Source organism: Bacillota bacterium, assembly GCA_040757085.1.
GTDB lineage: Bacteria > Bacillota > Sulfobacillia > JACIYH01 > JACIYH01 > JACIYH01.
The window spans coordinates 149,391-172,402 of record JBFLXJ010000002.1; the positions used below are offsets into that span (position 1 = coordinate 149,391).

General features: G+C 66.5%; 19 protein-coding genes. 1 reads left to right on the forward strand and 18 read right to left on the reverse strand.

Features of this window, described 5'->3' with window-relative positions:
- Positions 1 to 186 precede the first annotated feature (186 nt).
- The 13 genes from AB1446_01020 to AB1446_01080 all read right to left on the reverse strand — a co-directional run bounded on the left by AB1446_01020 (position 187) and on the right by AB1446_01080 (position 14,693).
- A complete protein-coding gene (locus AB1446_01020; GenBank protein MEW6545485.1) occupies positions 187 to 984 on the reverse strand; it encodes a class I SAM-dependent methyltransferase in 798 nt (265 codons plus the stop codon).
- Between the two features lie 3 nt (positions 985 to 987).
- Positions 988 to 1,557 carry a folate family ECF transporter S component gene (locus tag AB1446_01025; GenBank protein ID MEW6545486.1) on the reverse strand — a complete coding sequence of 190 codons (570 nt, stop codon included), beginning with the start codon at positions 1,555 to 1,557 and terminating at the stop codon, positions 988 to 990.
- A gap of 242 nt (positions 1,558 to 1,799) precedes the next feature.
- Positions 1,800 to 3,059 (reverse strand): N-acetylmuramoyl-L-alanine amidase, encoded by a 1,260-nt coding sequence (locus tag AB1446_01030; GenBank protein ID MEW6545487.1) that lies wholly within the window; start codon positions 3,057 to 3,059, stop codon positions 1,800 to 1,802.
- A gap of 79 nt (positions 3,060 to 3,138) precedes the next feature.
- Entirely contained in the window at positions 3,139 to 4,149 is a 1,011-nt protein-coding gene (locus AB1446_01035; protein ID MEW6545488.1) for an ABC transporter ATP-binding protein, read from the reverse strand.
- On the reverse strand, positions 4,146 to 5,168 hold the full coding sequence (locus AB1446_01040; protein MEW6545489.1) for an ABC transporter ATP-binding protein: 1,023 nt from the start codon (positions 5,166 to 5,168) through the stop codon (positions 4,146 to 4,148). The genes AB1446_01035 and AB1446_01040 overlap by 4 nt, the downstream gene beginning before the upstream one ends.
- Positions 5,169 to 5,173: 5 nt before the next feature.
- Entirely contained in the window at positions 5,174 to 6,088 is a 915-nt protein-coding gene (locus AB1446_01045) for an ABC transporter permease (GenBank protein MEW6545490.1), read from the reverse strand.
- 1 nt (position 6,089) lies between these two features.
- Positions 6,090 to 7,109 carry an ABC transporter permease gene (locus AB1446_01050; protein MEW6545491.1) on the reverse strand — a complete coding sequence of 340 codons (1,020 nt, stop codon included), beginning with the start codon at positions 7,107 to 7,109 and terminating at the stop codon, positions 6,090 to 6,092.
- 55 nt (positions 7,110 to 7,164) lie between these two features.
- Positions 7,165 to 8,682, reverse strand: coding sequence for an aspartate/glutamate racemase family protein (locus tag AB1446_01055; GenBank protein MEW6545492.1), 1,518 nt, complete (start codon positions 8,680 to 8,682; stop codon positions 7,165 to 7,167).
- A 38-nt stretch (positions 8,683 to 8,720) separates the two neighbouring features.
- Positions 8,721 to 9,704 carry an aminopeptidase gene (locus AB1446_01060; GenBank protein MEW6545493.1) on the reverse strand — a complete coding sequence of 328 codons (984 nt, stop codon included), beginning with the start codon at positions 9,702 to 9,704 and terminating at the stop codon, positions 8,721 to 8,723.
- Between the two features lie 5 nt (positions 9,705 to 9,709).
- Positions 9,710 to 10,756, reverse strand: a complete 1,047-nt coding sequence (locus AB1446_01065; protein ID MEW6545494.1) for an aminopeptidase — start codon at positions 10,754 to 10,756, stop codon at positions 9,710 to 9,712.
- The gene (locus AB1446_01070; GenBank protein ID MEW6545495.1) at positions 10,737 to 11,927 is read right to left on the reverse strand and encodes a DUF917 domain-containing protein; all 1,191 of its coding nucleotides are present in this window, start codon (positions 11,925 to 11,927) and stop codon (positions 10,737 to 10,739) included. The genes AB1446_01065 and AB1446_01070 overlap by 20 nt, the downstream gene beginning before the upstream one ends.
- A 42-nt stretch (positions 11,928 to 11,969) precedes the next feature.
- On the reverse strand, positions 11,970 to 13,088 hold the full coding sequence (locus AB1446_01075) for a DUF917 domain-containing protein (protein ID MEW6545496.1): 1,119 nt from the start codon (positions 13,086 to 13,088) through the stop codon (positions 11,970 to 11,972).
- A 21-nt stretch (positions 13,089 to 13,109) separates the two neighbouring features.
- On the reverse strand, positions 13,110 to 14,693 hold the full coding sequence (locus AB1446_01080) for an ABC transporter substrate-binding protein (protein MEW6545497.1): 1,584 nt from the start codon (positions 14,691 to 14,693) through the stop codon (positions 13,110 to 13,112).
- 318 nt (positions 14,694 to 15,011) lie between these two features.
- Between AB1446_01080 and AB1446_01085 the strand changes: the two genes are divergently transcribed.
- Positions 15,012 to 16,277, forward strand: a complete 1,266-nt coding sequence (locus AB1446_01085) for a PucR family transcriptional regulator ligand-binding domain-containing protein (protein MEW6545498.1) — start codon at positions 15,012 to 15,014, stop codon at positions 16,275 to 16,277.
- A gap of 70 nt (positions 16,278 to 16,347) precedes the next feature.
- Here AB1446_01085 and gabT read toward each other — a convergent pair whose 3' ends face one another.
- Genes gabT through AB1446_01110 form a run of 5 tightly spaced genes read right to left on the reverse strand, consistent with a single transcriptional unit; the run spans position 16,348 to position 22,943 of the window.
- A complete protein-coding gene (gene gabT, locus AB1446_01090) occupies positions 16,348 to 17,685 on the reverse strand; it encodes a 4-aminobutyrate--2-oxoglutarate transaminase (protein ID MEW6545499.1) in 1,338 nt (445 codons plus the stop codon).
- A gap of 1 nt (position 17,686) precedes the next feature.
- Entirely contained in the window at positions 17,687 to 19,540 is a 1,854-nt protein-coding gene (locus tag AB1446_01095) for an aldehyde ferredoxin oxidoreductase family protein (protein MEW6545500.1), read from the reverse strand.
- Entirely contained in the window at positions 19,533 to 19,964 is a 432-nt protein-coding gene (locus AB1446_01100) for a 4Fe-4S binding protein (protein MEW6545501.1), read from the reverse strand. Before AB1446_01100 ends, AB1446_01095 begins: the two co-directional genes overlap by 8 nt.
- 5 nt (positions 19,965 to 19,969) lie before the next feature.
- On the reverse strand, positions 19,970 to 21,325 hold the full coding sequence (locus AB1446_01105) for a putrescine aminotransferase (protein ID MEW6545502.1): 1,356 nt from the start codon (positions 21,323 to 21,325) through the stop codon (positions 19,970 to 19,972).
- Between the two features lie 10 nt (positions 21,326 to 21,335).
- On the reverse strand, positions 21,336 to 22,943 hold the full coding sequence (locus AB1446_01110) for a sodium:solute symporter family protein (GenBank protein MEW6545503.1): 1,608 nt from the start codon (positions 22,941 to 22,943) through the stop codon (positions 21,336 to 21,338).
- Positions 22,944 to 23,012 lie beyond the last annotated feature (69 nt).

The following is a 23,012-nucleotide window of genomic DNA, read 5'->3' on the forward strand; positions in this document are numbered from 1 at the left end:
TGCCGGGGAAAAACCGTCGCCGGGCGGGCCGTAAGGCCTGTTGCGGGCCTGGGTGCCGCCCGCGATAGACAGAACCGGAACAGCCACAAGCACACTCTCTGCCCTGGTCTGGTGCCGATTGTGTGTATGTTTTGTCTACCGTTCCCCCAAGCTTCACATCCCCGGCCGGGTCCTACCCCGCCTGGGTCAGGCCGCGTGATCGGGGGGGCGGCGCACCACGTAGAAAACCCGATCGGTGCCGGGGCGCACCGGTGATAGGGTATACGCGTGATACAGGCCCAATACCTGCAGGCCGGTCGCGCACAGCCGTTCCTGCACCTCGGAGAGGGAGTGCGCCTTTTCCTCGTGCACTTCGCGAAATCTCTCCCACCCCTCCCCCTGGCGCAGAAAGCCATCCAGGGTCACCTGCCATATCCGCTCGGGAAGGAGAAAGCGGTTGCGCCAGAACAGGACGTAACCATCCCCCTCCAGCAGGCTGACCGTGTTGTTCATGGCGGCCAGCTTCTCCGGACTGTTCATGTCGAAGATGAACGCTCCCCCGGGGCGCAGCGCCCTGGCCACCCGACGGAATACCTCCTCCAGATCGTCCGGAGAGAGGACGTAGTTGAGGCTGTCGAAAAGGCTGATGATGAGGTCAAATCCCTCCGGGGCCACGGGCACCTCCCCACCCCGAGCCACCTGATCGAGATCCAGAGCAGTGGCGTCTTGCTCCAGGAACGGGATGTCCAGACCCAGGGCGGCGGCCTTCTTCCTGGCCACCTCTAACATGTGGGGGGAGCGGTCGACCCCTATCACCCGGTACCCCCGTCGGGCGAACGGGAGGGTGGAACCCCCCGTGCCGCAGCAGAGGTCGACCACTGTCCTGGCCTCCAGGCCGTGGGCACGCAGGAGTTCCTCCACATAGGAGGCCCACATTTCGTAATCCACACCCTGCATCACCCGGTCATAAATTAGGGCGAAGCGGGTGTAGGCAGGATACTGCACGGCTCACCTGCCCGCGGCAGCAGGCAGCGTCCCCCGGCGGGCCAGCGGTACAGTGACCAGGTGAATGATGACCGTGAATACCACTATCTCCAGCGGCTTGGACACCAGCCGGGGCGGAATGAGTACCGAGTACGGAATCAGGAAACTGAGGTGCAGGAACCAGGGCGTCAGCACCATACCCACCAGAACCTGGGCTGCACCCACAGCCGCCGCTATGCGGGCCAATCCCATTTCCCTTCCCGGGAAGATCTTCAACACCAGGCCGGGCACCAGGCCCAGGATACCGGAACCGAGCGTAATGAGGGGGACGTAAGGACCCATGGGGTTGATGCCGTAACCGAGCACGTCCGCCAGAGCTCCCACCAGGAAACCGAACAGGGGACCGCCCCATATTCCCGCCATAAGGATAGGGAGGGCCCCGAAGCCTATGCGGATGGCCTCCACGCCGCCCACGGCAATGCGTACGCTGGCCACTCTGGTCAGCACTATGCTGAGGGCGATCAGCACGGCCCCCCAGGTCAAGAGACGCAGGGGTACGCGGGGTTCGATCGAGGAACGACGGCTCGCACGCATCTGCAGTCCTCCTCAGCGGCTAATGCAGCCCGCCAGATTTCCCCTATATACTCGCCCAGGCTGGTCCTCCTGTCAACCGGTCGGCTCCCAGCGACACCGCGGATCCCCCTGTCGCTCGGCTACACCAGGCTTTTCACCCTCTTGGCCACTGTGGCCCTGTTGTTATAGTCACGTGCCAACATCGGGAGGCCAGCTCGGGCTCAAGCGTTGCTTTCCGGCTCACGGCCGTAAGCCCGCCGGTGTCAGCCAAACGGCGGCCGAACCGTGACCTGGCCGAGCGGTGCGGTAGGCCCCCGCCCGGTGCCGGCCTGGGACGAAGGATGAGCAGGTACGGAAGAAGGCGGGAACGCGGGGACCCGCACACTGGCCGTGAAGCGGGCGGGGGAAACCAGACCTTCGGGCGCACCCGGTACCACCACGCTACCCCCTACCACGCGCGGCAACGGAGGCGGTCCGGGCCGGGGAGGAACCCCCGGCGCCGACACGGTACCCGAAGGCACCCGCACGGCGGCCCCGCCCGCGGGAAGCACTGCTGGTGGCGGGGCGGTGAGTTCCCCTCCATGCTCAGCCTCTGGCGAGGCCGGGGTTACCCCTTCCCGGGCGGAACTCTGGGAGGACAGACCAGCGAAAAACGGGGACACGGGGATCCCTGGTACATCCAGGCCATCCACCGGACCGGCGCGATCCGGGAGGCCGGCGCCCGTGGGGTGACCATCAAGGAATCGGCGGGCAGACACCAGCAAACGAAATCCCTCCCTTTCCCTCAGGGGATACTCCATGAGGAAATCGAGGACACCCAGGAGCAGGCCCTGGGCACATGCCTGCCGGAAACCGGGATCGGCCAGCCTGCTTTCTCCCACGGCATCGCCGTGGCTCCCCAGATAAGCGAGGACAGCCAGCCTGACCCGCTGCCCGAGCAGAGGCAGGGCGCCCGCCCGCCAGAGCACTGCCCCGTACCCTTCCTCTGCCCCGGGCAGCAGGCACCACCGCACGTGGCCCGGCAACTGGGTCTGCCGGCCCAGCCATCGGGCCAGGTGACCCGCCAGGTGACACGCGTGGGGCCAGCCGGCGACGTGATACACCACCTCCACCTGACTCCTCTCAGCCGCCGGGCTGGTGTGGAGGGAAATGAACAGGCAGGCCCGGCCTGCCCGGGCCAGGCGCACCCGGTCCGGGAGGGGTACGGTGCGGTCCTGCTCGCGGGTGAGCGCCACCCGGGCCCCCACCCGGGAAAACTCCGATGCCGCCCGCAGGGCCACGTCCAGCACGAAATCCGCCTCGACGTAGCCGGTAGGGCCACGGCCCGTCCGGTCCACACCTCCGTGGGCAGGGTCAAGCACCACGGTCCATCCGTCCAGGTGGGAATCGACGTGCAAAGTACCGCCCGCCTCATCCCAGAAAAGCCGGTGCCCGAGAGCCTGACACACGGCCCGCCAGGCACCCAGAGAGTCGACCGGCACCGGTATCGACACCCGGTTGCGTACCACCACCGTCACGGTCACGCCGGGTTCCCCCCAATACTCCTCCCAACCAGCTTATGATTGAGAGCAGCACAAAGCCCCGGCGGAGGTACCGCCCTTGTCAGGCGAGGTGGCAGGCCACCTCGTGCCCGGGTTCGACGGGGCGCAGGGCCGGGACCTCGGCCCGGCAAATGTCGCGGGCGTGGGGGCAGCGGGTCCAGAAGCGACATCCCGGCGGCGGTGCAGAAGGATCCGGCACGTCCCCCTCCAGAGGAGCACCCAGGCTGCGTTTCTTGGGATCCGGCGCCGGAACCGCATTGATCAGGGCCCCGGTGTACGGATGGAGGGGCCGGCCCAGTACCTTCTCGACCGGTCCTGTCTCCACCATCACCCCCAGGTACATGACCCCCACGTTATCGCACATGTGTTCCACCACGCCGATATCGTGGGAGATGAGCAGATAAGACAGTCCCAGGCGGGCCTGCAGGTCCGAGAGCAGATTCAATACCTGGGCCTGCACCGATACATCCAGAGAACTGGTGGGCTCATCCAGTACCACCAGTGAGGGATCGAGGGCGAGGGCCCTCGCCACCCCCACCCGCTGACGCTGGCCTCCGCTCATCTCGTGCGGGTAGCGGCTCAGGAATTCCGCAGGAAGTCCCACCAGGGCGCACAGTTCCTCCACCCTGCGACGCAATTCCCTGCACGACAGTCGCATGTGGGCCCGCAGGGGCTCGGCCACGATGTCCATAACGCGCAGGCGCGGGTCCAGGGACCAGTAAGGATCCTGGAAAACTATCTGCATGTGCCGGCGCATGCGCCGCAGGTCTTCACCCCGAAGGGAAGTGATATCGTGGCCGTCGAAGACCACGCTTCCGCCCGTGGGTTCCACCAGGCGCAGGATGGTGCGGGCCAGAGTACTCTTGCCGCAACCTGATTCCCCCACTATGCCGAGGGATTCCCCCCGCCTCCGCACCGTCAGGCTGACCCCGTCTACCGCTCGCACCCAACCCGTCACCCGGCGGAGTACCCCCGTCCTGATGGGGAAGTACTTCTTCAACCCTCGCACCTCAAGAAGGGGGGTTTCCTTGCCGCCGGCCACGCCCAGCCCCAACGGCAGCCCGGTGCTCATGCGGTCACCTCCCCTGCAAAGTGGCAGGCCACCGCCCGGCCGGCGTGTGCGTGCAGCCGCGGCCGCTCGTGCCGGCATACTTCCCGGGCCGCGGGGCAACGCGGGGCGAAACGGCATCCCCGGGGCAGGCGCAGGGCGCTGGGGACCTCCCCGTGGATCACCTGCAGCCTGCCCTTGCTCCCCCGGCGAGGAATGGCCGCCAGCAGCAGGCGGGTATAGGGGTGGGCCGGGTGGTAGAAGATGTCCTCTACCGGTCCCCACTCCACCACATCCCCCGCATACATCACGGCCACGTTCTGGGCAATCTGGGCCACCACCCCCAGGTTGTGGGTGATAAAGATGACTGCCGCCCCCACCTCGCGCCTGAGATCCACCAGCAGGCGCAGAATCTGGGCCTGGATGGTGACGTCCAGGGCGGTGGTGGGTTCGTCGGCTATGAGCAGGGAGGGGCGGCAGGAAAGGGCCATGGCGATCATCACCCGCTGGCGCATGCCCCCGCTCAGTTCGTGGGGATACATGGACAGGACAGCCTCCGGCCGGGGCAGGCGCACCAGGCGGAACACCTCGATAGCGCGCTGGCGCGCCTCCCGAGCCGTCACCCCCTGGTGCAGGCGAATGGCCCGCACCATGGCATCGCCCACGGGAAAAACCGGGTTGAACGAGGACATGGGATCCTGGAACACCATGGATATCTCCTTGCCCCTGACCCGGTCCATCTCCCGCTCGCTCTTGCTCAGCAGGTCCTCCCCCCGGAAAATGATACTGCCCGAGACCACGGCCTTGCCCGGCGGTAGCAGCCGCAGGATGGCGCGGGCGGTCACCGACTTGCCACACCCCGTCTCTCCCACCAGGGCCAGCGTCTCCCCCGTCTGCAAGGACAGGTACTGCAGGTCAACCGCCTGTACGGTGCCGCCGTAAACGCGGAAACCCACCTTCAGATCCCGGATGGACATGAGCTCGCTGGCCAGGGTCTCATCCGTTGCCGCAGGTGCACCAGGTGCCGTGAGGAACCGCTCCAAGCAGGCTACGCCTCCCGTGTGCGGGGATCGGAAATCTCCCTGATCCCGTCTCCCACCAGGTTGAATGCCAGCACGGCCACGAATATGGCCAGGCCGGGGAAAGTAACGTACCACCACTGGTTGAGGAAGAAGTTGCGCCCGATGCTCACCAGCAGCCCCCACTCGGGCGTAGGGGGCTGCGCCCCCATCCCCAGGAACCCTAAAGACGCCGCGGTGAGGATCACCCCGCCGAAGTCCATGGAAGCCTGCACCACCACCGGAGCCATGGTGTTGGGCAGGATGTGCCGCCAGATAACCACCCAGGGCTTGACCCCCGCCGCGCGGGCGGCTTCCACGAACCCCCGCTCCCTGACCGACAGGGCCTGGGCCCGGATGAGGCGGCTGTACCAGGGCCACCACGCTATGCCGATAGAAATCATGACGTTGGTCAGGCTGGGACCCAGCATGGCGCATATGGCCACGGACAGTAACAAGGGCGGAAAGCTCATGAACACGTCGCACACCCGCATGAGCACCTCGTCCACCGTTCCCCCGAAGAACCCCGCCGCCAGCCCGACGGGCACCCCGATGAGCAGCGCCAGCCCGATGGCAATGACCCCCACAGTCAGGGATATGCGGGACCCAAACAGTACCCGGCTGAACAGGTCACGCCCCAGTTCGTCCGTGCCAAACGGGTGCTCCCGGCTGGGCGGAAGCAGTGCCCTCTCCGGATGCACGTCGGCGCCGGCATCCCCTGGATAGGGCGCCAGCCAGGGGGCGGCCAGCGCCACGAGGATAAGCAGCAGCACCACCGCCGTACCGGCTACCGTCAGGCGGTTGCGCCGGAAAAGGTACCACGTATAGCCGACCCCCGCCCTCCTGCGCTCTTGACTATTGTGATCCGGGGTGGCGTCCAGAGTGCGCGTTGCCTCGTCGCTCATGTCATCCCTCCAGCCGGATGCGCGGATCGAGCCAGGCCAGGATGAGGTCCACCACCAGGTTGACAATCACGTAGGTACATGCCACCACGATGGTGACTCCCATGATGGCGGGGTAGTCCGCCGAGAGGATGGACTGGGAAGCGTACTGCCCCAACCCCGGCCAGTTGAAGACGCTTTCCACCAGGAACGTCTCCGCCAGGGAATACGCGAAGGTGAGCCCCAGCACGGTAATGGTGGGCCCCAGCGCGTTCTTGAGGGCGTACCGGTAATACACCACCGAGCGCGGGATGCCGTACGCCCGTGGCACCACGATGTACTCCTCGCTCATCACCTCGAGCAGAGACGAGCGGGTCATCCTGGTGATGAGCCCCAGGGGGTATGCGGCCATGGTGACGGCCGGCAGCACCATGTGGCTGAGGGCGTTGCTGAATACCGGCCAGTTACCGGTAAGGAGGGAGTCCAGCAAATACGACCCGGTGATGCGGTGAATGGGATAGGTGAGCCGCACCACGGTGTCCACCCGGCCCCCCAGGGGTAGAATCCCAAGGTAGCCGAAAAAGAGCAATTGCAGCAGCATGGCCAGCCAGAAGGTGGGCACCGAAACCGCCCCGATGGACAGCAGCCGGGCACCGTGATCGGGCAGCTTATCCTTGCGGGTGGCGGAAAGGATGCCCATCGGCACCCCCACCACCACGGCGATCAACATGCCGCTCAGTATGAGCTCCAGCGAGGCGGGCAGGAAGGCGCGAATATCCGCGATGACCGGACGGTGGGTGCGGATGGACCTGCCCCACTCCCCCCGCAACAGGTCCCCCATGTAGCGCAGGTATTGCACGTACAGCGGCTTGTCCAGGCCCAGCTCTACCCGGGCGCGGGCAATCTGCTCCGCGGTGGGGTGGCCTCCCACCCAGCGCGCCGCGGGGTCGGAGGGGATGACCCTGGCGATGAAGAAGGTCACCAGCGTCACCCCAAACAATACCACAACTCCCAGCAGCAGCCTGCGAACGACGTACGCTCTCAATCCCTGCTGTACCTCCCGACCGTGTCGCGATAAGCGCCACTTCCTCCCGACAGCGTCATCTCTTCCGCCAAGGCCTCGCCCTCCCCACCAAGTCGGCCAGGTTAAGAGCTACGGCCAATGGCTCCAGGACGGGTACATCCAGCTTCTGGGCTACCGCGCCGGCCATCTTCGCCATCGCACCGCAGCCCAGGACAATCACCTCCGCCCCAGCCCGTCCTACCAGATTCCGGGCTTCCGAAACGATTGCTTCCGCCGTGACGGCCTCGTCGCTGGAAAGTTCGAGGACCCCTATGTCGATCCCCACCGCACCCGCCAGCCGTTGGGTCAACCCCATCTCCCTGACCTGCAGCTCGGTCCAGGGGCCGGCGTTCCGCCCCGTCGATACCACCCCGAAGCGGTGCCCCAGCAGCAGAGCCAGTCTGCAGCTGGCCTCTGCCAGGCCAAGGGCAGGTCTGCCGGTGGACTCCCGCAGGGCCCGCACGGCCGGGTCGGCGAAGCAGTTAACCACACTGACGTCGAAAGCCCCCTCCTCACCGCGCGCTGCCCGCACCACACCGGGACGGGCACATGCCTCCTGGTAAAAGGTTTCTATACAGGGCGGCCCTTCGGTGATGTCCTTCACGTGTACCCTGGTCCAGGGCGGCAACACGGTGTGAGCATATTCCGGTACCCATGATAGCAGGCCGGGCGAGACTACCGGATTGACCAGCAAAACATCTACGGGATCAGGATCCCCGCCGATCCTGCCCCCAGGGCCACCCGTGAACACCCCTGCTTGCTCCCCAGGCCCGCTGGTACCTTCAGCGCCGTAACCCTGGATCCTCCCAACCGGCGGCTCCCGGTAAGGGGCATACAGGCCCCCCCGGAAATGGGACAGTCCCAGCCTGACCAGGACCTGGGCGGCGCGGAAGGCAAGGGCCATCGGTTCCAGCACCACCAGCCCCATCCCCTCCAGCACGGCGGCCACCCTGGGGGCAAGCGGGGCCAGGCCGGTGCAGCCCAGCACCATCACCTGGGCGTTGGCCTCCTCGTGGGCGCGCAAGGCGGCCCGCACCGTGCACTCCACCGTGCGGTCGGGCTGGCGTTCCAAATCCGCCACCGCCACGCCCAGGGGGTAAATGCCGCCCACCATCCCCTCCAGGCCCAGGCGACGCAAGTAACGGCGGAACATGACCGCGGCATTCTCGTCGGGAGCCAGCACCGCCACCCCTTCCCCGAAAAGGGGAGCCAGGGCCAGGGCCGTCTCGCCTGCACCCAGCACCGGACAGGCGAGGAGTTCGCGGCCAGGGGCCAGGCCGGGGTCAGCGCAGCAGTTGATGACCACGGCGTCATAGACGTCTCTGCCCGGGCCCCGTTCCGGTGCCCGGCCCGCCTCCGCCAGGACGTCCAGCAACGCCGCTACCCCGTACTCGGCCTCCACTAGCCTGGTCTCCGTGTCCACCGCCGGGGGCCCGTACGTCAGGCTGGCCACCCGTACCTCGTCCCCGGGTGCAACGAGGGAGCGGAGGTATGCCTCGTCCTGGGCGTCCCAGGTGTCCGTCCCCACGGGATTGACAAAAAGGTACCTAGCCACACTCGTCCCCCCAGTACCGGCCCCTCCCCGGCCTTGCGTCACCCTGCCCGCTCACGCCACCCGGACATCCCGGCCAGCACTCCGTCGCGCAGGATGACCTCCCCGTCCAGGAAAAGGGTAGGTGTCATGATGATGCCGTCGACGTGCAGGGGAACCTGCACGTGCCCGCCCATGCTGGCGTTGTCCCCGAAGGCCACGTGAACCGTACCCAGGACTTTTTCGTCCTCGAGCACGTTCCCGCTCACCGTGGCCAGGTCGTTGGTGCCGATCCCCAGTTCCGCCAGGTTGGCAGCTCCCTCTCCCACCTCTTCCAGCAGCCGCCTCAGTTCCGCGGCCACCCGGCCGCCCTCGATCCGCACCGCGCGGCCACCTTCCAGCCATATCCGCACGGGTTGGTCCACCCGCTCGTCCAGCAGAGATCCATCGATCACCACCACACCCTCGGCCGTGCCCTCCACCGGGGCGATGTAGGCCTCTCCGGCGGGCAGGTTCCCGAAGCTCCCGGGGGTCAGGTAAAGCCCGGTGTCGGCATGACCCACCCGCCCGGCCAGGGACATGGTGACGTCGGTACCACCGGCACTCACGATGCGCGCCCTCCCCGCCCGGGTGAGGAGGTCGGCCAGCACCGTCGCCCGCCGGGCCACCAGGTGGTAGTCGGCGGGGAGCACCCTGGCCATCATATCCGCCGTTATCCCCGGCATGGAGGCGACGCGGGCCCCGCGCGCACAGGCCTCCCGTCGGGCGGAAGTGTGGGACAGGGAAAAGGTGGTGGGCATCACCACCACGTGGGCGTGCGCCATGGCAGCGGCCACCGCGGGGGGTGGTTCCTCCCCGTCCCGGTTGCGCACCTCCATGAGCACCAGGACCGGCTCCGCACCCATTTCCCGGGCGGCCAGCCGAAATGCCTCCCCCAATTCGCGGCGGGGCGCGTCGCAGACCACCGCCACCACCTCGCCCGGCTTCACCCCCAGGCACACCTGCAGGGCGCGGCGAGCTCCTGCCATTACGTCCCCCGCATCCATATCCCTCACCCGCCCCGCGCGGCTCTGGCCAGATCCTCCAGTTCCGGGCCCACCACCCGGCCCCGGTCCAGGATCTGGACCCCATCCAGCCACACGGACGAATTGAGGCATATGCCGTCGCAGTGCGAGGCGGCCCGGATGCCGTCGGGCGGGACATCAATGGGGCTCATGTAACCGATGCCCCACTCCGTGCACCCCCACACCCGCTCGTCTTCCAGTACGTTTCCCGTGAGCCTGGCCCCAGGATTAAACCCGTAGCAGACGTGGCCGAGCCGGAACATATTGGGGTCCCGGAAGGATTCCAGCCAGGCCCGGAACTCCTCCGCCTGGGGGCCACCCGTGATGGAGACTATGCGCCCCTCCCGTACCTCCAGGAAAATCGGCGCCTTGAGGATGCCCAGGGGCGGGCACAGTGACCCGTCGAACACGATGGTTCCTTCCACCGTTTCCAGCCGGGGGGACCAGCCCACCTGCCCGGCCAGCATCCACACCCCGGGGGTAGACGCGTCTCCCCAGTCACAACTGATGGAGTGGTCCGGCCCCACGTTCTGGAATGACACCTCCGTGCCGGCAGGGGTGGTGATGCGAACGTGGGTGGCCCGGGAGGTCAGGTCGCGGACCTTCTCCAGGAAGCGACGCAGGGCGGCCATGTCCACGCGACCGATGGCCCTCACCATGAGGTCCGCAGTCATGCCGCACAGGCACAGGTAGCGCAGTTCCGGGTTGGCGGCCGTAGCATGCTCGTAGACCCCCGAATACAGCAGCCACTGGTGGTTGTACTCCACCCAGACCCGGGAGGATGCCACCGCCCGGGCCAGAGCTTCTACGGGAAGGTCGGGGTCGGCCGCCTTACCCACCCCGCGGGGAGTCGCCACTTTCAGGACCAGGGGCTTGCCCCCCGAATCCAGCACCGCCGCGGCCGTGGCCCGCACCACTTCCTCGTCACTCAGCGTGTCCGCCGTGATTGCCACCACTTCCCCCGGCTTGACCCGCAGGGACTCCCGTACCAGCTTCCCGGCGGCCGCGCTCAACTCAAATTCGTAGGCGCCCATCGGCATCACCCATCCTCGCGTCGGCCATCTCTCCCAAGCCGTGACACCGGCACAGCTCCTCCACCGGCACGTATGCGGCCTCGAGCCCCAGGTACCGCGGTCCCAGCACCTCCAGCCCCCGGGCCGTACGCCACTTGCCCGGGGCGGGGAACACTACCACTGCCACCTCCCTGCCAGCCGGGATGGCGGGGTTCAGCACGGGCTGGCCGTCCTCCTCCCCCAGCAGGGATATGAGGTCGGGGATCGTGGCCACCACGGTCCCATCCAGCCGGGCCACCATGTGCTCGTTGCGGAACGTCACCTCCAGTGTTCTTCCCTGGTAGGGCCCGGAGCCCGCCACCGCCACCTCACCTTCCGTCAGGCCCCCCGCGATCCGGAAGGTGCTGTCCGCCACCACCGCGCCCCGGAATATAACCATGCCTCCGCCGGCCCGGGCGGCAGCCGTGGCCGGGTCCATCCCCCCGCTCCTGGCCGCCCGCAGGGCGGCCCCTACCGCCCGGGCTCTGCTCAGCGTCCCCGCCAGGAGTGACTGCCTGGCCACTGCCGCCGGCACCGGGTGGTCGGCCACCCCGGCCCGGTTACCACTGGCCACCGCGAAAGCCCGGGCTATGGCCTCGGCCCGGAAGTCATCAGCCACCTTCTCCACGATGGCCACGTCGCCGGACCCGCTGGCCAGAGCCAGCGGGGCGATGGGCACACCATCCAGGTAGAACGTGGAATGGTACAGCTCGGGCACCGCCCTTCCCGCCGGGTCGGCGTCCACGACGGGCCTCCCCATGGCCCAGGCCACGGCCAGGGCAGCCGCCGTGTTCCCACCCCCCAACTCCGTCGGCACCACGCCGGCGATGGGGTGGCCCAGGAATCTCTCCAGGGCACGCACGGCCACCAGGGGCTCGTAGCTTTCCGAAACCGGGCCGTCCCCGGGGGTACCCGCCTCCGCTGTATCTGCCTCCCCACCTTGGGCGGGGGCGACGGCACCCACGAAATACGGGCAGGCCAGCAGGTCGCCGTCGGCGAGTTCGTCCAGGTCCACCATCCACACCGGGCCGAACTGCCGGTAACACCTGCGCGCCAGGGCAAGGCCGCTCTCCAGGTGGCCCCCACCACCCGTGGCCAGGACGGCACAGCCCACCAGCAGATCTTCTACTTCTTCCCACTGCAGTTCACGCACGAATCTCCCCCCAGCCGGCGTACCCACCGGGCAGCCGTACCCCTACCCCTGCCGGGCGAACCGGCCGGGATCCCAGTCCACGTCGAACCCGAAGAAGCGGGGAACCAGGATGCCCAGCCCCCGCTCGTTGAGCCACTCCCGGGGAGCGGGGAATCCGACCACCGCCACCTCCGTCCCCGCCGGAGCATGAGGATTGAGGATCGGGCTGCCGTCTTCCTGGCGGAGCACGCAAATGAGATCGGGGACGGTGACGTCCACGTGCCCGTCCTTCCAGGAGATGATGTTCTCGTTCTTGAACCAGATCCGGTACCTGCTACCCGCCCAAGCGCCGGTACCCTCGAGTTCCATCTCCCCGAACAGGAAACCCTCCCTGTCTTCCCAGCGGGGATCGGTGCGCACCACACCTCGGAACAGGAGTTCCCCTCCCCCGGTCCGCACCACCGCCTCCACGGGATCCCGGCCCGCCTCCCAGGCTTCGCGCCGCGCCCGTCCCACCGCCAGGGCCCGCGTCAGTGCCCCCGGGATCACCCCGCCCGCCCGCAACTGCCCCACCCGGGCGGGGTGATCCGCCGTAGCCACCATCCCCCCGCTGGCCACGGCGACGGCCCGCACCAGGTCTTCCGCCCGGAAATCGTCCACCACCCGCTCAATGACCATGGGCTCCCCGAAATCGGTGCACAGGGCCAGCGGGTAGATAGGCAGCCCCTGCAGGTAGTACGTGGAGAACTGCAGGTCGGGAACAGCCCGCCCCGCGGCATCGGCGTCCAGCAGGGGAATCCCCGCCCGGGCGGCCACGGCCATCCCCACCGCCGTGTTAAGCCCGCCGTACTCAATGGACACCAGGGCAGTAAACGGACGGCCCAGGTGCCGCTCCAGGGCGCGCATGGCCAGGTATGCGGGCGGCTCTTGGGGCCGTGGCAACCGGGCGAAACGGGCAGATGCCTCCGGGCTTTTGGGGGCCGTGGAACCCGTGAAGTACACCGAGCACGTAGAGGCGTCATCCGGCAACTCCTGTGGCGAGGCCAACCAGAATACCCGTCCCGCCTCGTGCTCGCGCCGCACCATCTCCCACCCCAGGGAGGGATCTCCCCCGCCGCCGGTGGCGAGCAGGGCACAACCATCCAGCACGTCCCTGGCTTCCTGGATCTCCAGCTTGCGCAACGAAGACCACCCCCAGGGAGGCTACTTTGCCTCCTCGCGATAACAGTCGTACCACCACACCACGTGCGGATAGGCCGGGTTGTCTACGAAGCCTTTCAGCGACGCCGCCACGGGCCGCACGTACTCCAGGTCGTAAAGGAACAGGGCAGCTGCGTCTTCCACCAGGATCTTCTGCGCCTGCACGTACTTGGCGATGGCCTGTTGCCGGTCGATGCCGGAAACCCGGCGCCCCTCCTCGATGAGCCGGTCGTACTCGGGATTCTTGTAGTAGCTCAGGTTGAAGACGATTTCGGGCTCGGAGTGGAAGAGGTTGACCAGGAAGCTGTACGGATCGGCGTAATCAGGCCACCAGTAAAAGAGGAAGATGTCCTGACGCTTCTGGGGGTCCGGATTCTTGGCGAGTTCCCACTGCTGCTCCCAGTTCATGACCCGGATGTCCAGACCGATGCCGAGCTCGGCGAAGGAGGCCTTCATGAGTTCCGCCACCCTGCGCTCCTGGTCGTCCCCGCTGGTGTACGTAAGCGTCAGCTTCAACCCGCCCTTGCCGTAGCCGGCTTTGTCCAGCAGGGCACGGGCCTTGGCCGGGTCGTACGTGTACTGGGGCACTTCCTCGGAGTAGCCCCACAACCCCTTGGGCACTGGCCCCCGGGCCTGGGAGGCGTAACCGAGCATGACCGTGGAGATGATGTCCCGGTAAGGCACGGCGTACGAGATGGCCCGCCGGACATCCGGGTTGTTCAGCGGCTTCTTCTCCGTATTCAGCATCCCCAGGAGGTTCTGGAAGGAGGGAGTCACCACCACCTTGACCTTGGGATTCTTCTGCAGGTCGGCGATTTGATCCAGGGGAAGCTGGTTGGTGTAGTCAGCCTGTCCCGCCTCGATCATCTGCCGGCGCGTGGTAGGTTCGGTAACCTGCTTGAACACCACCTTGTCGAAGTGCTTACCTTCCCACCCTCCCCAGTAGTCGGGGAACTTGGTGAGCACCAGGTCCCCGGCCTTCTCGTAGCTCTCCAGCATGTAAGGACCCGTGCCCGCTTCATGCCCGGCCGCGAACCAATCCTCCCCATGCTCCTTCACCGCCTGGGGGTCGAATATATGGGCTCCGTACCCCGAAGAAACGACCAGGTCAAGCGGAGCCGGGTACTTCAGCTTAAACACCACCGTGTACTGGTCGGGCACCTCTATCCTGTCGACGGAATCCCATATGAAGGACGCCCCCTTCCCCCGCTGGATGGTGCGTTCGATGGAGTACTTCACGGCATGGGCGTCCATGGCATTGCCGGTGTGGAACTTCACACCCTTGCGGATGTGGAACGTCCATTCCAGCCCGTCCGGAGAATGGGAATAGTCTGTGGCCAGTACCGGGGTGAACTTTCCAGCGATGGGGTCGTAGCGGAGCAGGGTCTCGTACATGTTGTTCATGGCGATGATCTCGTTGGAGAAGCTGTCGCTCGGGTCCCAGAACACCATGACCTCGCTCGAGTTGGCGTAGACCGCGACCTGGGGTTTGGCCGGCTGCTGGGCCGGCTTGCTGCAGGCGGCCAGCAGGGAAACCGCCACAATCGCCACCAGCAGTAGGCCTAACCTACCTTTCCGCCCGTTCATCCCTGTCCCCCCTTTGCTTACACGTGGCCGGGCCCACACCCTGGCCCGGCTCACTCCGGGTGTCCTGTGCTCCCCCGCTCACACGCCCGGGTCCACCGCGTGGGCCGGCTTTCTCCTGGTACCGGGGCAAGTGCCAGTACCGCAGCTCCGGACGGGGCAACACCGCAGCCCGTTTTGGTGGGCGAGTGTTCTGCAGCCGCGCCTGGCATCCTGCCGTACTGGGTCTCCCTTTTGCACCAAAAATGGGTCATTGCTTTGTCCGATATACACAGGAAAATACCACCGGCAGCGCGAAATCACCCTCAGGGGGGAGTGGCCGTGGCCATCAGTGTCATGGAGGCGCTGCGCATAGGCAAGCTGCAGCGGGCCCGCGTCCTGGCAGGCCGCCGGGGGCTGGGCAGGCTCATCGAGCACGTGGACGTCATCGAAATGCCCGAGATCGACCCCTGGGTGCGAGCGAACGTCCTGTACCTGACCAGCTTCTATGCCATCAGGGACAATCTCCGGACCCAGCAGGACCTGATCCGCTACCTGGCCGCGCACGGGGCAGCCGCCATAGCACTGGACACCAAGAGCTACCTCAATGGTGCTCCCCCGCAGGTACTTGAGGTGGCGGAGTCGTGCGACTTTCCCGTCATCGAGATCCCGGAGGACGCCAGCTACATCGACATCATCACCCCGGTGCTGGAAGCGGTGTTCACCCGCAAGCGCAGCCGGGACGATTTCCTGGAAGACCTCCTGGAGGGCAACGTCAAACCCGAGGCGATCCAGCAACGGGCCAGGTACCTGGCCTGGAAGCTGGATGGTAAGCGCACGGTGCTCATCGTTGACCTGGACGACTTCCAATCGTTCTGCCTGTCAGGGCGCCTCTCCGAGCGGGCCATCCAGGAATTGAAGAGCCGTTTTCTCACCGTGGTGGCGGAGACCACCCACAGGACCCTGGCAGGAGAGCACGTGGTGGCTCCCCGCAGCGACAGCGTGGTGATCCTGGCCCAGGTACCGGACGATAACCTGTCCCCCACCTCCGTCTATCCCTGCCCCCTGCCCCCCGCCCCGCGGGCGATCATCGAGGACCTGGCCCTCAGGGTTAAGCAGGCGGCCGCGCGTGTCCTGCCCGGTCTCACTCTTTCGGTGGGGATAGGCCTCTTGTGCAACTGCCCCTCCCAGATCGCAGAAAGCTTTGCAGCCGCCAGAGATGCCCTCAATATCAGCCTCGGGCTGGCGGGAGGCGACCGCATCGTTTTTTATCAGGACCTGGGGATACATCGCCTCTTGCTGAGGATCGGACCGCAGGCGGAACTGGAGCGGTTCGTGAGCGAAGAAATCGGCCCCCTCATCGAACACGACCGCCGCCGGGGCTCCCAGCTTGTGCGCACGCTGGAAGTATTCCTGGACAGCGGATGTCACCTGGAGAGGGCCGCTTCCCGGCTCTACGTCCACCGGAATTCGCTGAAGTACCGCCTTACCCGTATCAAGCAGCTGCTACGGCTGACCAGCCTCGAAGGCGAACGCCTCGCCTCCCTCGCCTTCGCCGTCAAGGCCCATCGCATCCTGACCGAGCGCAACCGGGCCGGTGCCCGATGACCCCGCTGCGAGGCAAGCGGTTACGCCGGCACCCACCCCATCCCGCGCGGAGCCCCCGTGCGGCTTACCGTCAGGCCGCCGATGCGGCAGCCATAGCATCGCCCAGCACACTCAGCCCTTCCTCAAGCTGCTCGTCGCTGATCACCAGCGGCGGCAGGAAGCGCAGCACATTCCCGTAGCGACCCGCCTTGAGCAGGATCAGCCCGTGCTCATAGGCATACTGGATGATGGTCGCCGTCTCCGCCGTAGCCGGCTCCTTCGTCTGCCGGTCCTTCACCAGTTCCATCGCCACCATGGCACCCAGCCCCCGCACGTCACCCACCAGCGGGTAGCGCACCTGCAGGTCACGGCAGAATCCCGCAATGCGCTCTCCCACCTGCTGCGCACGCGCGAGGAAGCCGGGCTCCTCCACGATCTGGAGCACCTTCAGGGCAGCCGCGCAGGCCAGGGGATTGCCACCGTAAGTTCCCCCGATGCCACCCTTGTGCACGGAGTCCATGATCTCGGTCTTGCCAATCACCCCCGCCAGCGGCAAACCCGCCGCAATCGACTTGGCCACCAGCAGGATGTCAGGCTCAATACCCTCATGCTCCACCGCAAACAGCTTCCCCGTACGACCAAAACCCGTCTGCACCTCGTCGGCAACGAACACGATCCCGTACTTCTCACATATCTCCTTCAGCCCCCGCAGGTAGCCCGGAGGTGGCACAATGAATCCACCCTCCCCCTGCACCGGCTCCACCACCAGCGCCGCCACGTTCCGACCGCCCACCCGGTCCTCCAGGGCATCCTCAAACGCCCGCAGGCAGTACAGCCCACAGCCAGGATGCGACCTGCCATAGGCACAACGGTAACAGTACGCATACGGGAACCGGTACACCTCGGGGGCAAAGGGCCCGAACCCGTCCTTGTAGGGCATAAGGTGGCTGGTCAGGGTCATGCCAAGCAGGGTGCGTCCGTGGAAGGCGTCATCGAAGCACACCACCGCCTGCCGGCCCGTGGCCCTCCGGGCAATCTTCACCCCGTTCTCCACCGCCTCCGCCCCGCTGTTGACGAACATGACCTTCTTGGGGCTGGAACCGGGCGCGACATGTGCCAGCGCTTCCGCCAGGTCCACATAGGACGCATACCCCACCACCATAAAGCAGGTGTGAAGAAAACGCCCCGCCTGCTGCCGCACCGCCTCCACCACCGGAGGCGGGCAGTGCCCGGCGTTCACCACCGCGATGCCGCCCGCAAAGTCGATGAACACGTTGCCGTCCACATCTTCCAGCACGGCGCCCGCAGCCCGCTCCACGAACAGGGGCGTAGCCATGGACACCCCCTGCGGGACAAAACGGGCCCGCTTCTGGAGCAACTCCCCGGTGCGGGGTCCCGGTACAGGGGTGCTGATCCGGATGGTGCCCATCCTACATTCCCCCCAGCCCAAGCTGGGCAAGCTTTGCCGGGGTCGGTACCCCGTCCTCGTCCCAGCCACGCAGCCGATAGTACTCGTCCAGCATGGAAGTAAAGACCTCGGGCGGTAGCACCTTGCCCGCAGCAGGCCCCTCCGGGAGCGGCTCGCGCAGGACGCGCCCGGGCAGGTAGTCGTGCTCGCGCCGGAACCCTTCCCGCACGTTGAGCAGCCGGCCCAGGTTCCAGATGCGCTCTCCGGCCAGGCGCAGCTCGCCGGGCGTCACCTCCCGGCCCAGCGCCACCGTGCAGAATCCGGCCATAAGATCCAGGCTCAGCGCCCAGAAGTCACAAAAGATCAGGGAAAACTTGATGGAGTTCTGGTCCTGACCCCGAATCACCAGTTGCGCCTTGCCTTCCCCGGTGAAGGGGTCAAGCCCTCCAAACGCCTCGTCCGCCACCGGCCAGGCCCGCATGTGGCAGGCACCCCGGTCGGCGGTGGCGTAAGCCAGTCCCATCCCCCAGGAGCCCCGCGGTTCGTACCCGGGGAATTCCAGGCCCTTGACCTCCATCGCGAATTCCCTGCCGCCGTACCGCCCGGCCAGGTACCGCACCCCCCGGCCAAGTTCCTTGCCCGCTCCCTCGCCCCGGGCAATGAGCACAGGCGCCCGCAGGTACGACTCCACGTCGCCAAAGCGCAGGCCCAGGTCGACCAGGTCACGCTGCTGAAGTTCCATGGCGAACGCCACCACCCCGCCCGTGGAGATGGTGTCCAGCCCCAGGTCGTCACACAGCCGGTTGAACTCGATGATGGCCTCCAGGTCCCCAATGCCGCAGTTGGAACCGGTCAGGGCGAGGGTCTCGTACTCGGGCCCCTCCACCGCCCCCTCACCCGGCCAGGCCTTCGCTCCGGCATCCGGACGGTTTGCACCCGCGGCCCCCGCAACCTGCCGAGTCACGCGCAGGAAGTTCCCGCAACCCAGGCCGCAGCCGAAGCAGGACTTCTTCGCCACCCGGCGTGCCCGCACCGCATCGGCTCCGATGGCCTCGGCACCCGGGAACGTACCCCCCTGGAAGTTGCGGGTGGGAAGGATCCCCGCCGACTGGGAAAGCCCCACGATCATGGGGGTACCGTCCGTGTAGGCCCACAGGTTGGTGTCGGTGAGCAGGTCATCCCGCATGGCCCGGTAGGCAAATTCCAGGAAACGCCCCATGTCGGGAGCCGCCACCGACCCCGTCCCCCGCACCGCCACCGCCTTCAGCCGCTTGGATCCCATCACCGCCCCCACACCGCCCCGGCCCGCCTGCCGGTACAGTTCCGAGGTCAAGCAGGCCAGCGGCACCAGGTTCTCACCCGCCGGCCCGGTCGACATGATGCAAAACCCCTCACCCAGGGCATCGCGCAGGACAAACTCGGTCTCGTGGCACCCCTTGCCCCACAGGTCGTCCGCTTCCCGGAACCACACCCGGTCGCCATCGATCACCAGCACCACGGGACGCGGAGCCTGCCCCGTGATCACCACCAGGTCGTACCCGGCGTACTTCAACCGCGCCGCCACCGTGCCCCCCACCGAGCAGTCCAGGATGGTCCCCGTGGCCGGCGACCTGGTCACCACGCCCAGCTTCCCCGTGCAGGGGGCCAGCGTCCCCGTGAGGGGCCCCGTCACAAAAAGCAGCGCATTCCCGGGAGAAAGGGGATCCGTCCCCGCGGGCACGGCGTCATAGAAGTACCGGAACCCCAGGCCCTTGCCACCGAAGAACAGACGGGCCCACTCCCGGTTAAGGGGCTCCGCCCAACTGCTCAGGGCCCCCAGATCCACCCTCAGCACCTTTCCCGCATACGTGTCCCGACCGGCACCCGGCTCAGCCACGTCGGATCACCTCCTCCACCGCCTGCCCCAGAGAAAGCGCGCCCACCGGACACCACATCACGCAGGCCGGGCCGCCCTCGCGGCCGTCACATCCGTCGCACAGCCGCACGGGATCGCTGACGATGACGTGCCGGGGACACTCCTCGACGCACAGGCCGCACTCCGTGCACAGCTCCCGCTCCAGGTGGAGGTGACCGTCCCGCAGGCTGATGGCTCCCGTGGGACACACCTCCCGGCAGGTAAGGCACCCGTCACAGGCCGAAAACTTCACCTCCGGGCCCGCGTACGTGTAAGGCTTCTCCACCCGCAGGGTGGCCCGGAGGGGGTTGAACACCCCCTCCCGGGCCGCGCTGCAAGCCAGGAGGCACATCTGACAACCGGTGCACTTCGACCCGTCAATGGACAGAACCGCTACCGGTCTCATGATCATCACCCCAGGCTCCGTGCCACTTTCTTGAGCACCGACTCCAAAATGCCCAGCACGGTGTCGACTTCTTCCTTCTCGATGGTGAGCGGCGGCTCAAAGCGGATGGTCTTGGCGTTGATGAGCGTCCCCGCCACCAAAACCCCGTTCTCGAACAGGCCCTTGGCCACCTCGTAACCCAGCTCGTTGGAGCGGAACTCCATCCCCAGCAAGAGGCCCAGACCGCGCGCTTCCTGGCATACCTGCGGGTACCGATCGGCCAGCACCTGCAGCCCCCGCAGGAAATAATCGCCCACTACCGCAGCCCGCTCATATAGCTTCTCCTCCAGGATCACGTTGATGGCCGCGATGGCCGCCGCGCAGGCGATGGGGTTGCCGCCGAAGGTGGTGGTGTGCAGGAAGGGGTTGGGGGTCATCTCCTGCCAGATGCGGGCTGTGGAGACGAACGCCCCGATGGGCATGACGCCACCACCAAAGGCCTTGCCCAGGCACAGGATGTCGGGCACCACGTCCCAGTGCTCGCAGGCGAACATCTTCCCGGTGCGGCCCATGCCCGTCTGCACCTCGTCCAGCACCATCAGGGCGCCGAAACGGTCGCACAGCTCGCGCACCCGGGGCAGGTAGCCGTCGGGGGCCACGTGCACACCCCCTTCACCCTGCACGGGCTCCAGTACCACCGCCGCCACGTCCTCCCCCACGAAGGCGCAACTTGACATCACCTTCTCCAGGGCATCGGCATCCCCGAAGGGTACGTGATGTACGTGGGAAAGCAAGGGCAAGTATGGCTTGCGGAACACGGCCTTGGAGGTGAGCGACAGGGAGCCCATGCTCTTGCCATGGAAGGCGTTAACCGCAGCGATGAAGGTCTTGCGCCCCGTGTGCAGGCGGGCGAGCTTGAGCGCCCCCTCGATGCTCTCCGTGCCGCTGTTGGTGAAGAACGAATACTGCAGGTCACCCGGGGTAATGTCGGCCACCAGCTTGGCCAGCATGGCCCGCAGGGGGTCAAGCAGCTCCTGGCTGTGCAGGGCCTGGCGGTTGAGCTGGTTCTGCACCGCGGCCAGCACCTTGGGGTGGCGGTGCCCGCAGTTGTAAATGCCGTAACCTCCCAGGCAGTCGATGAACACCTTGCCGTGGACGTCCCGGAACGTGACCCCCCGGTCATCCCACTCCACCGCGGTGTAATCGGTGGATACCGACTTGCGATACTCCAGGAAGCCGGGGTTGACATGATCCCGGAACCCCCGCACCGTCTCCTCCACCACCCAGGCTCTCTCTTCCGGGCTCAGTTCCCTCTTGGCGATCATGTCCAGGATCTTCTGAGATTCCGCGATCACTTGCTCGTAGCTGGCACGGGGCACCATACATCCCTCCTCAAGATCGTTCCGCAGCCTGATTGCGGCGGAATATGCCCAGCCAGTCCCTGAGCGGAAGCGGGTTACCGTCGATATCCGTTAGCAGCCGCGGCGGATCGGCCCGCTGCGTGAGCAGGGACACCACCACCAGCAGCACCACGGAGATCACGAACCCGGGCACCGATGCCAGGTACACAGCATCCCATATGGCCCAGTCCATGTAGACGACGCCTTCTTCGATTACCCCCGTGTTGGCCTCCATGGTAGTGGGAAGGTAATAGAATATGAACGCCAGCCAGGAAGCGAAGCCCCCCAGCAGGGCAGCTAAGGCACCCGACCGGTTCGCCTTCTTCCAGAAGTACGCAGCCGCATAGGGGGCGAACAGGCCTACCAGGATCACCGTCCAGGCGATCACCATGAGCCGGTAGATGGTCTCCGCGTACAGGGCCAGGAGCAGGGACGCGACCGCGGCGATGGGAACTATGATGCGCGTCACCCAGAGGCTTTCCTTCTCGGAGGGATTGGGCTTGAAATAGCGCAGCCCGTTGTAACCCGCCAGGGACCCGATGGCCAGCAGGGCACTGTCACCGCTGGACATGAGGGCAGCCACGGCAGCCGCCACGAAGATGCTGGCCAGGGCCGGGGGAAGGAAGTTCATGGCCATCCAGGGGAGGATCATCTCCGTCTCGGGGACGGTCAGATCGGGATTGATAATGTAGGCGGCCATGCCCAGGGCCACCGGGATGAGGCCTATCACGATGTAACCCACGGCGGCGATGTACGAGGAGTATACGGCCACCTTCTCGTCCCGGGAGGAGAGGGCGCGCTGCATGAAGTCCTGAGCGGGGATGCTGCCCAGCCCGATGGACATCCAGGCCGCGAAGTAATAGATCCATCCCAGCGTGCCGGTGTATCCCAGGTACCCGGACTCCTTGACCGGACCCATGGCGAACGGGGGCAGCTCGGCCCAGTTACCGGCGTTGGCGAAGAACGAGCTCCACCCCCCCACGTGGGAGATGGCCGCCGGCAACATGACGATTACACCCACCGCCAGGATCAACATCTGGACGATGTCGGTGAGAGTATCAGCCCACATGCCGCCCATGTAGGTGTAAGCCACCAGGACCACGGTGGAGATGACGATACCCACCCACAGGGGCAGGCCGCTGAAGATCTGGATGATCGTCCCGAAAGCAACCAGCTGAGCGCCCACCCAGCCGATCTCGGCGATGATGAGCACTATGGTGCTGGCGAGCCCCATTTCCCGGCCGTACCTCATCTCGAAGAAGTCGACCAGCGTGATGAAGCGGCCTCGTCTCATAATGCGCACAAAGAAGAAACCGGCCAGCGCCAGGCACAACGCCGCCCCCCAGGGGTCAAATATCACCCCCTGGTTTCCAAACAGGTAAGCGTTTGCCGTAGCCCCCATCAACGTGCCCGCGCAAAACCAGGTGGCAAATAACGACCCGGCAATCCAGAGCATCCCCATCCGCCGACCCGCCACCACGTAGTCCGCCACGTCCTTGATCCGCTTCGACGCCCACCAGCCCACCAGCACCATGCCGGCCAGGTACACGGCCAGCACCACCAGGACCCAGTTCGCGTACGGGTAAGCTCCCAATTCCATCCCTCGGCCTCCCTTCGCGTTCATTTGCCTGGTTCCACGCAGCATGACTTGCAAGAATCATGCCAAGCC

Bases quoted from the DNA above. Each gene is read 5' to 3' on its own strand.
- AB1446_01065 (MEW6545494.1), bottom strand. From the start codon at position 10,756: ATGGGCGCCTACGAATTTGAGTTGAGCGCGGCCGCCGGGAAGCTGGTA.
- gabT (MEW6545499.1), bottom strand. From the start codon at position 17,685: ATGGGCACCATCCGGATCAGCACCCCTGTACCGGGACCCCGCACCGGG.
- AB1446_01060 (MEW6545493.1), bottom strand. From the start codon at position 9,704: ATGGATGCGGGGGACGTAATGGCAGGAGCTCGCCGCGCCCTGCAGGTG.
- AB1446_01080 (MEW6545497.1), bottom strand. From the start codon at position 14,693: ATGAACGGGCGGAAAGGTAGGTTAGGCCTACTGCTGGTGGCGATTGTG.
- AB1446_01105 (MEW6545502.1), bottom strand. From the start codon at position 21,325: ATGGTGCCCCGTGCCAGCTACGAGCAAGTGATCGCGGAATCTCAGAAG.
- AB1446_01100 (MEW6545501.1), bottom strand. From the start codon at position 19,964: ATGAGACCGGTAGCGGTTCTGTCCATTGACGGGTCGAAGTGCACCGGT.
- AB1446_01025 (MEW6545486.1), bottom strand. From the start codon at position 1,557: ATGCGTGCGAGCCGTCGTTCCTCGATCGAACCCCGCGTACCCCTGCGT.
- AB1446_01045 (MEW6545490.1), bottom strand. From the start codon at position 6,088: ATGAGCGACGAGGCAACGCGCACTCTGGACGCCACCCCGGATCACAAT.
- AB1446_01035 (MEW6545488.1), bottom strand. From the start codon at position 4,149: ATGAGCACCGGGCTGCCGTTGGGGCTGGGCGTGGCCGGCGGCAAGGAA.
- AB1446_01110 (MEW6545503.1), bottom strand. From the start codon at position 22,943: ATGGAATTGGGAGCTTACCCGTACGCGAACTGGGTCCTGGTGGTGCTG.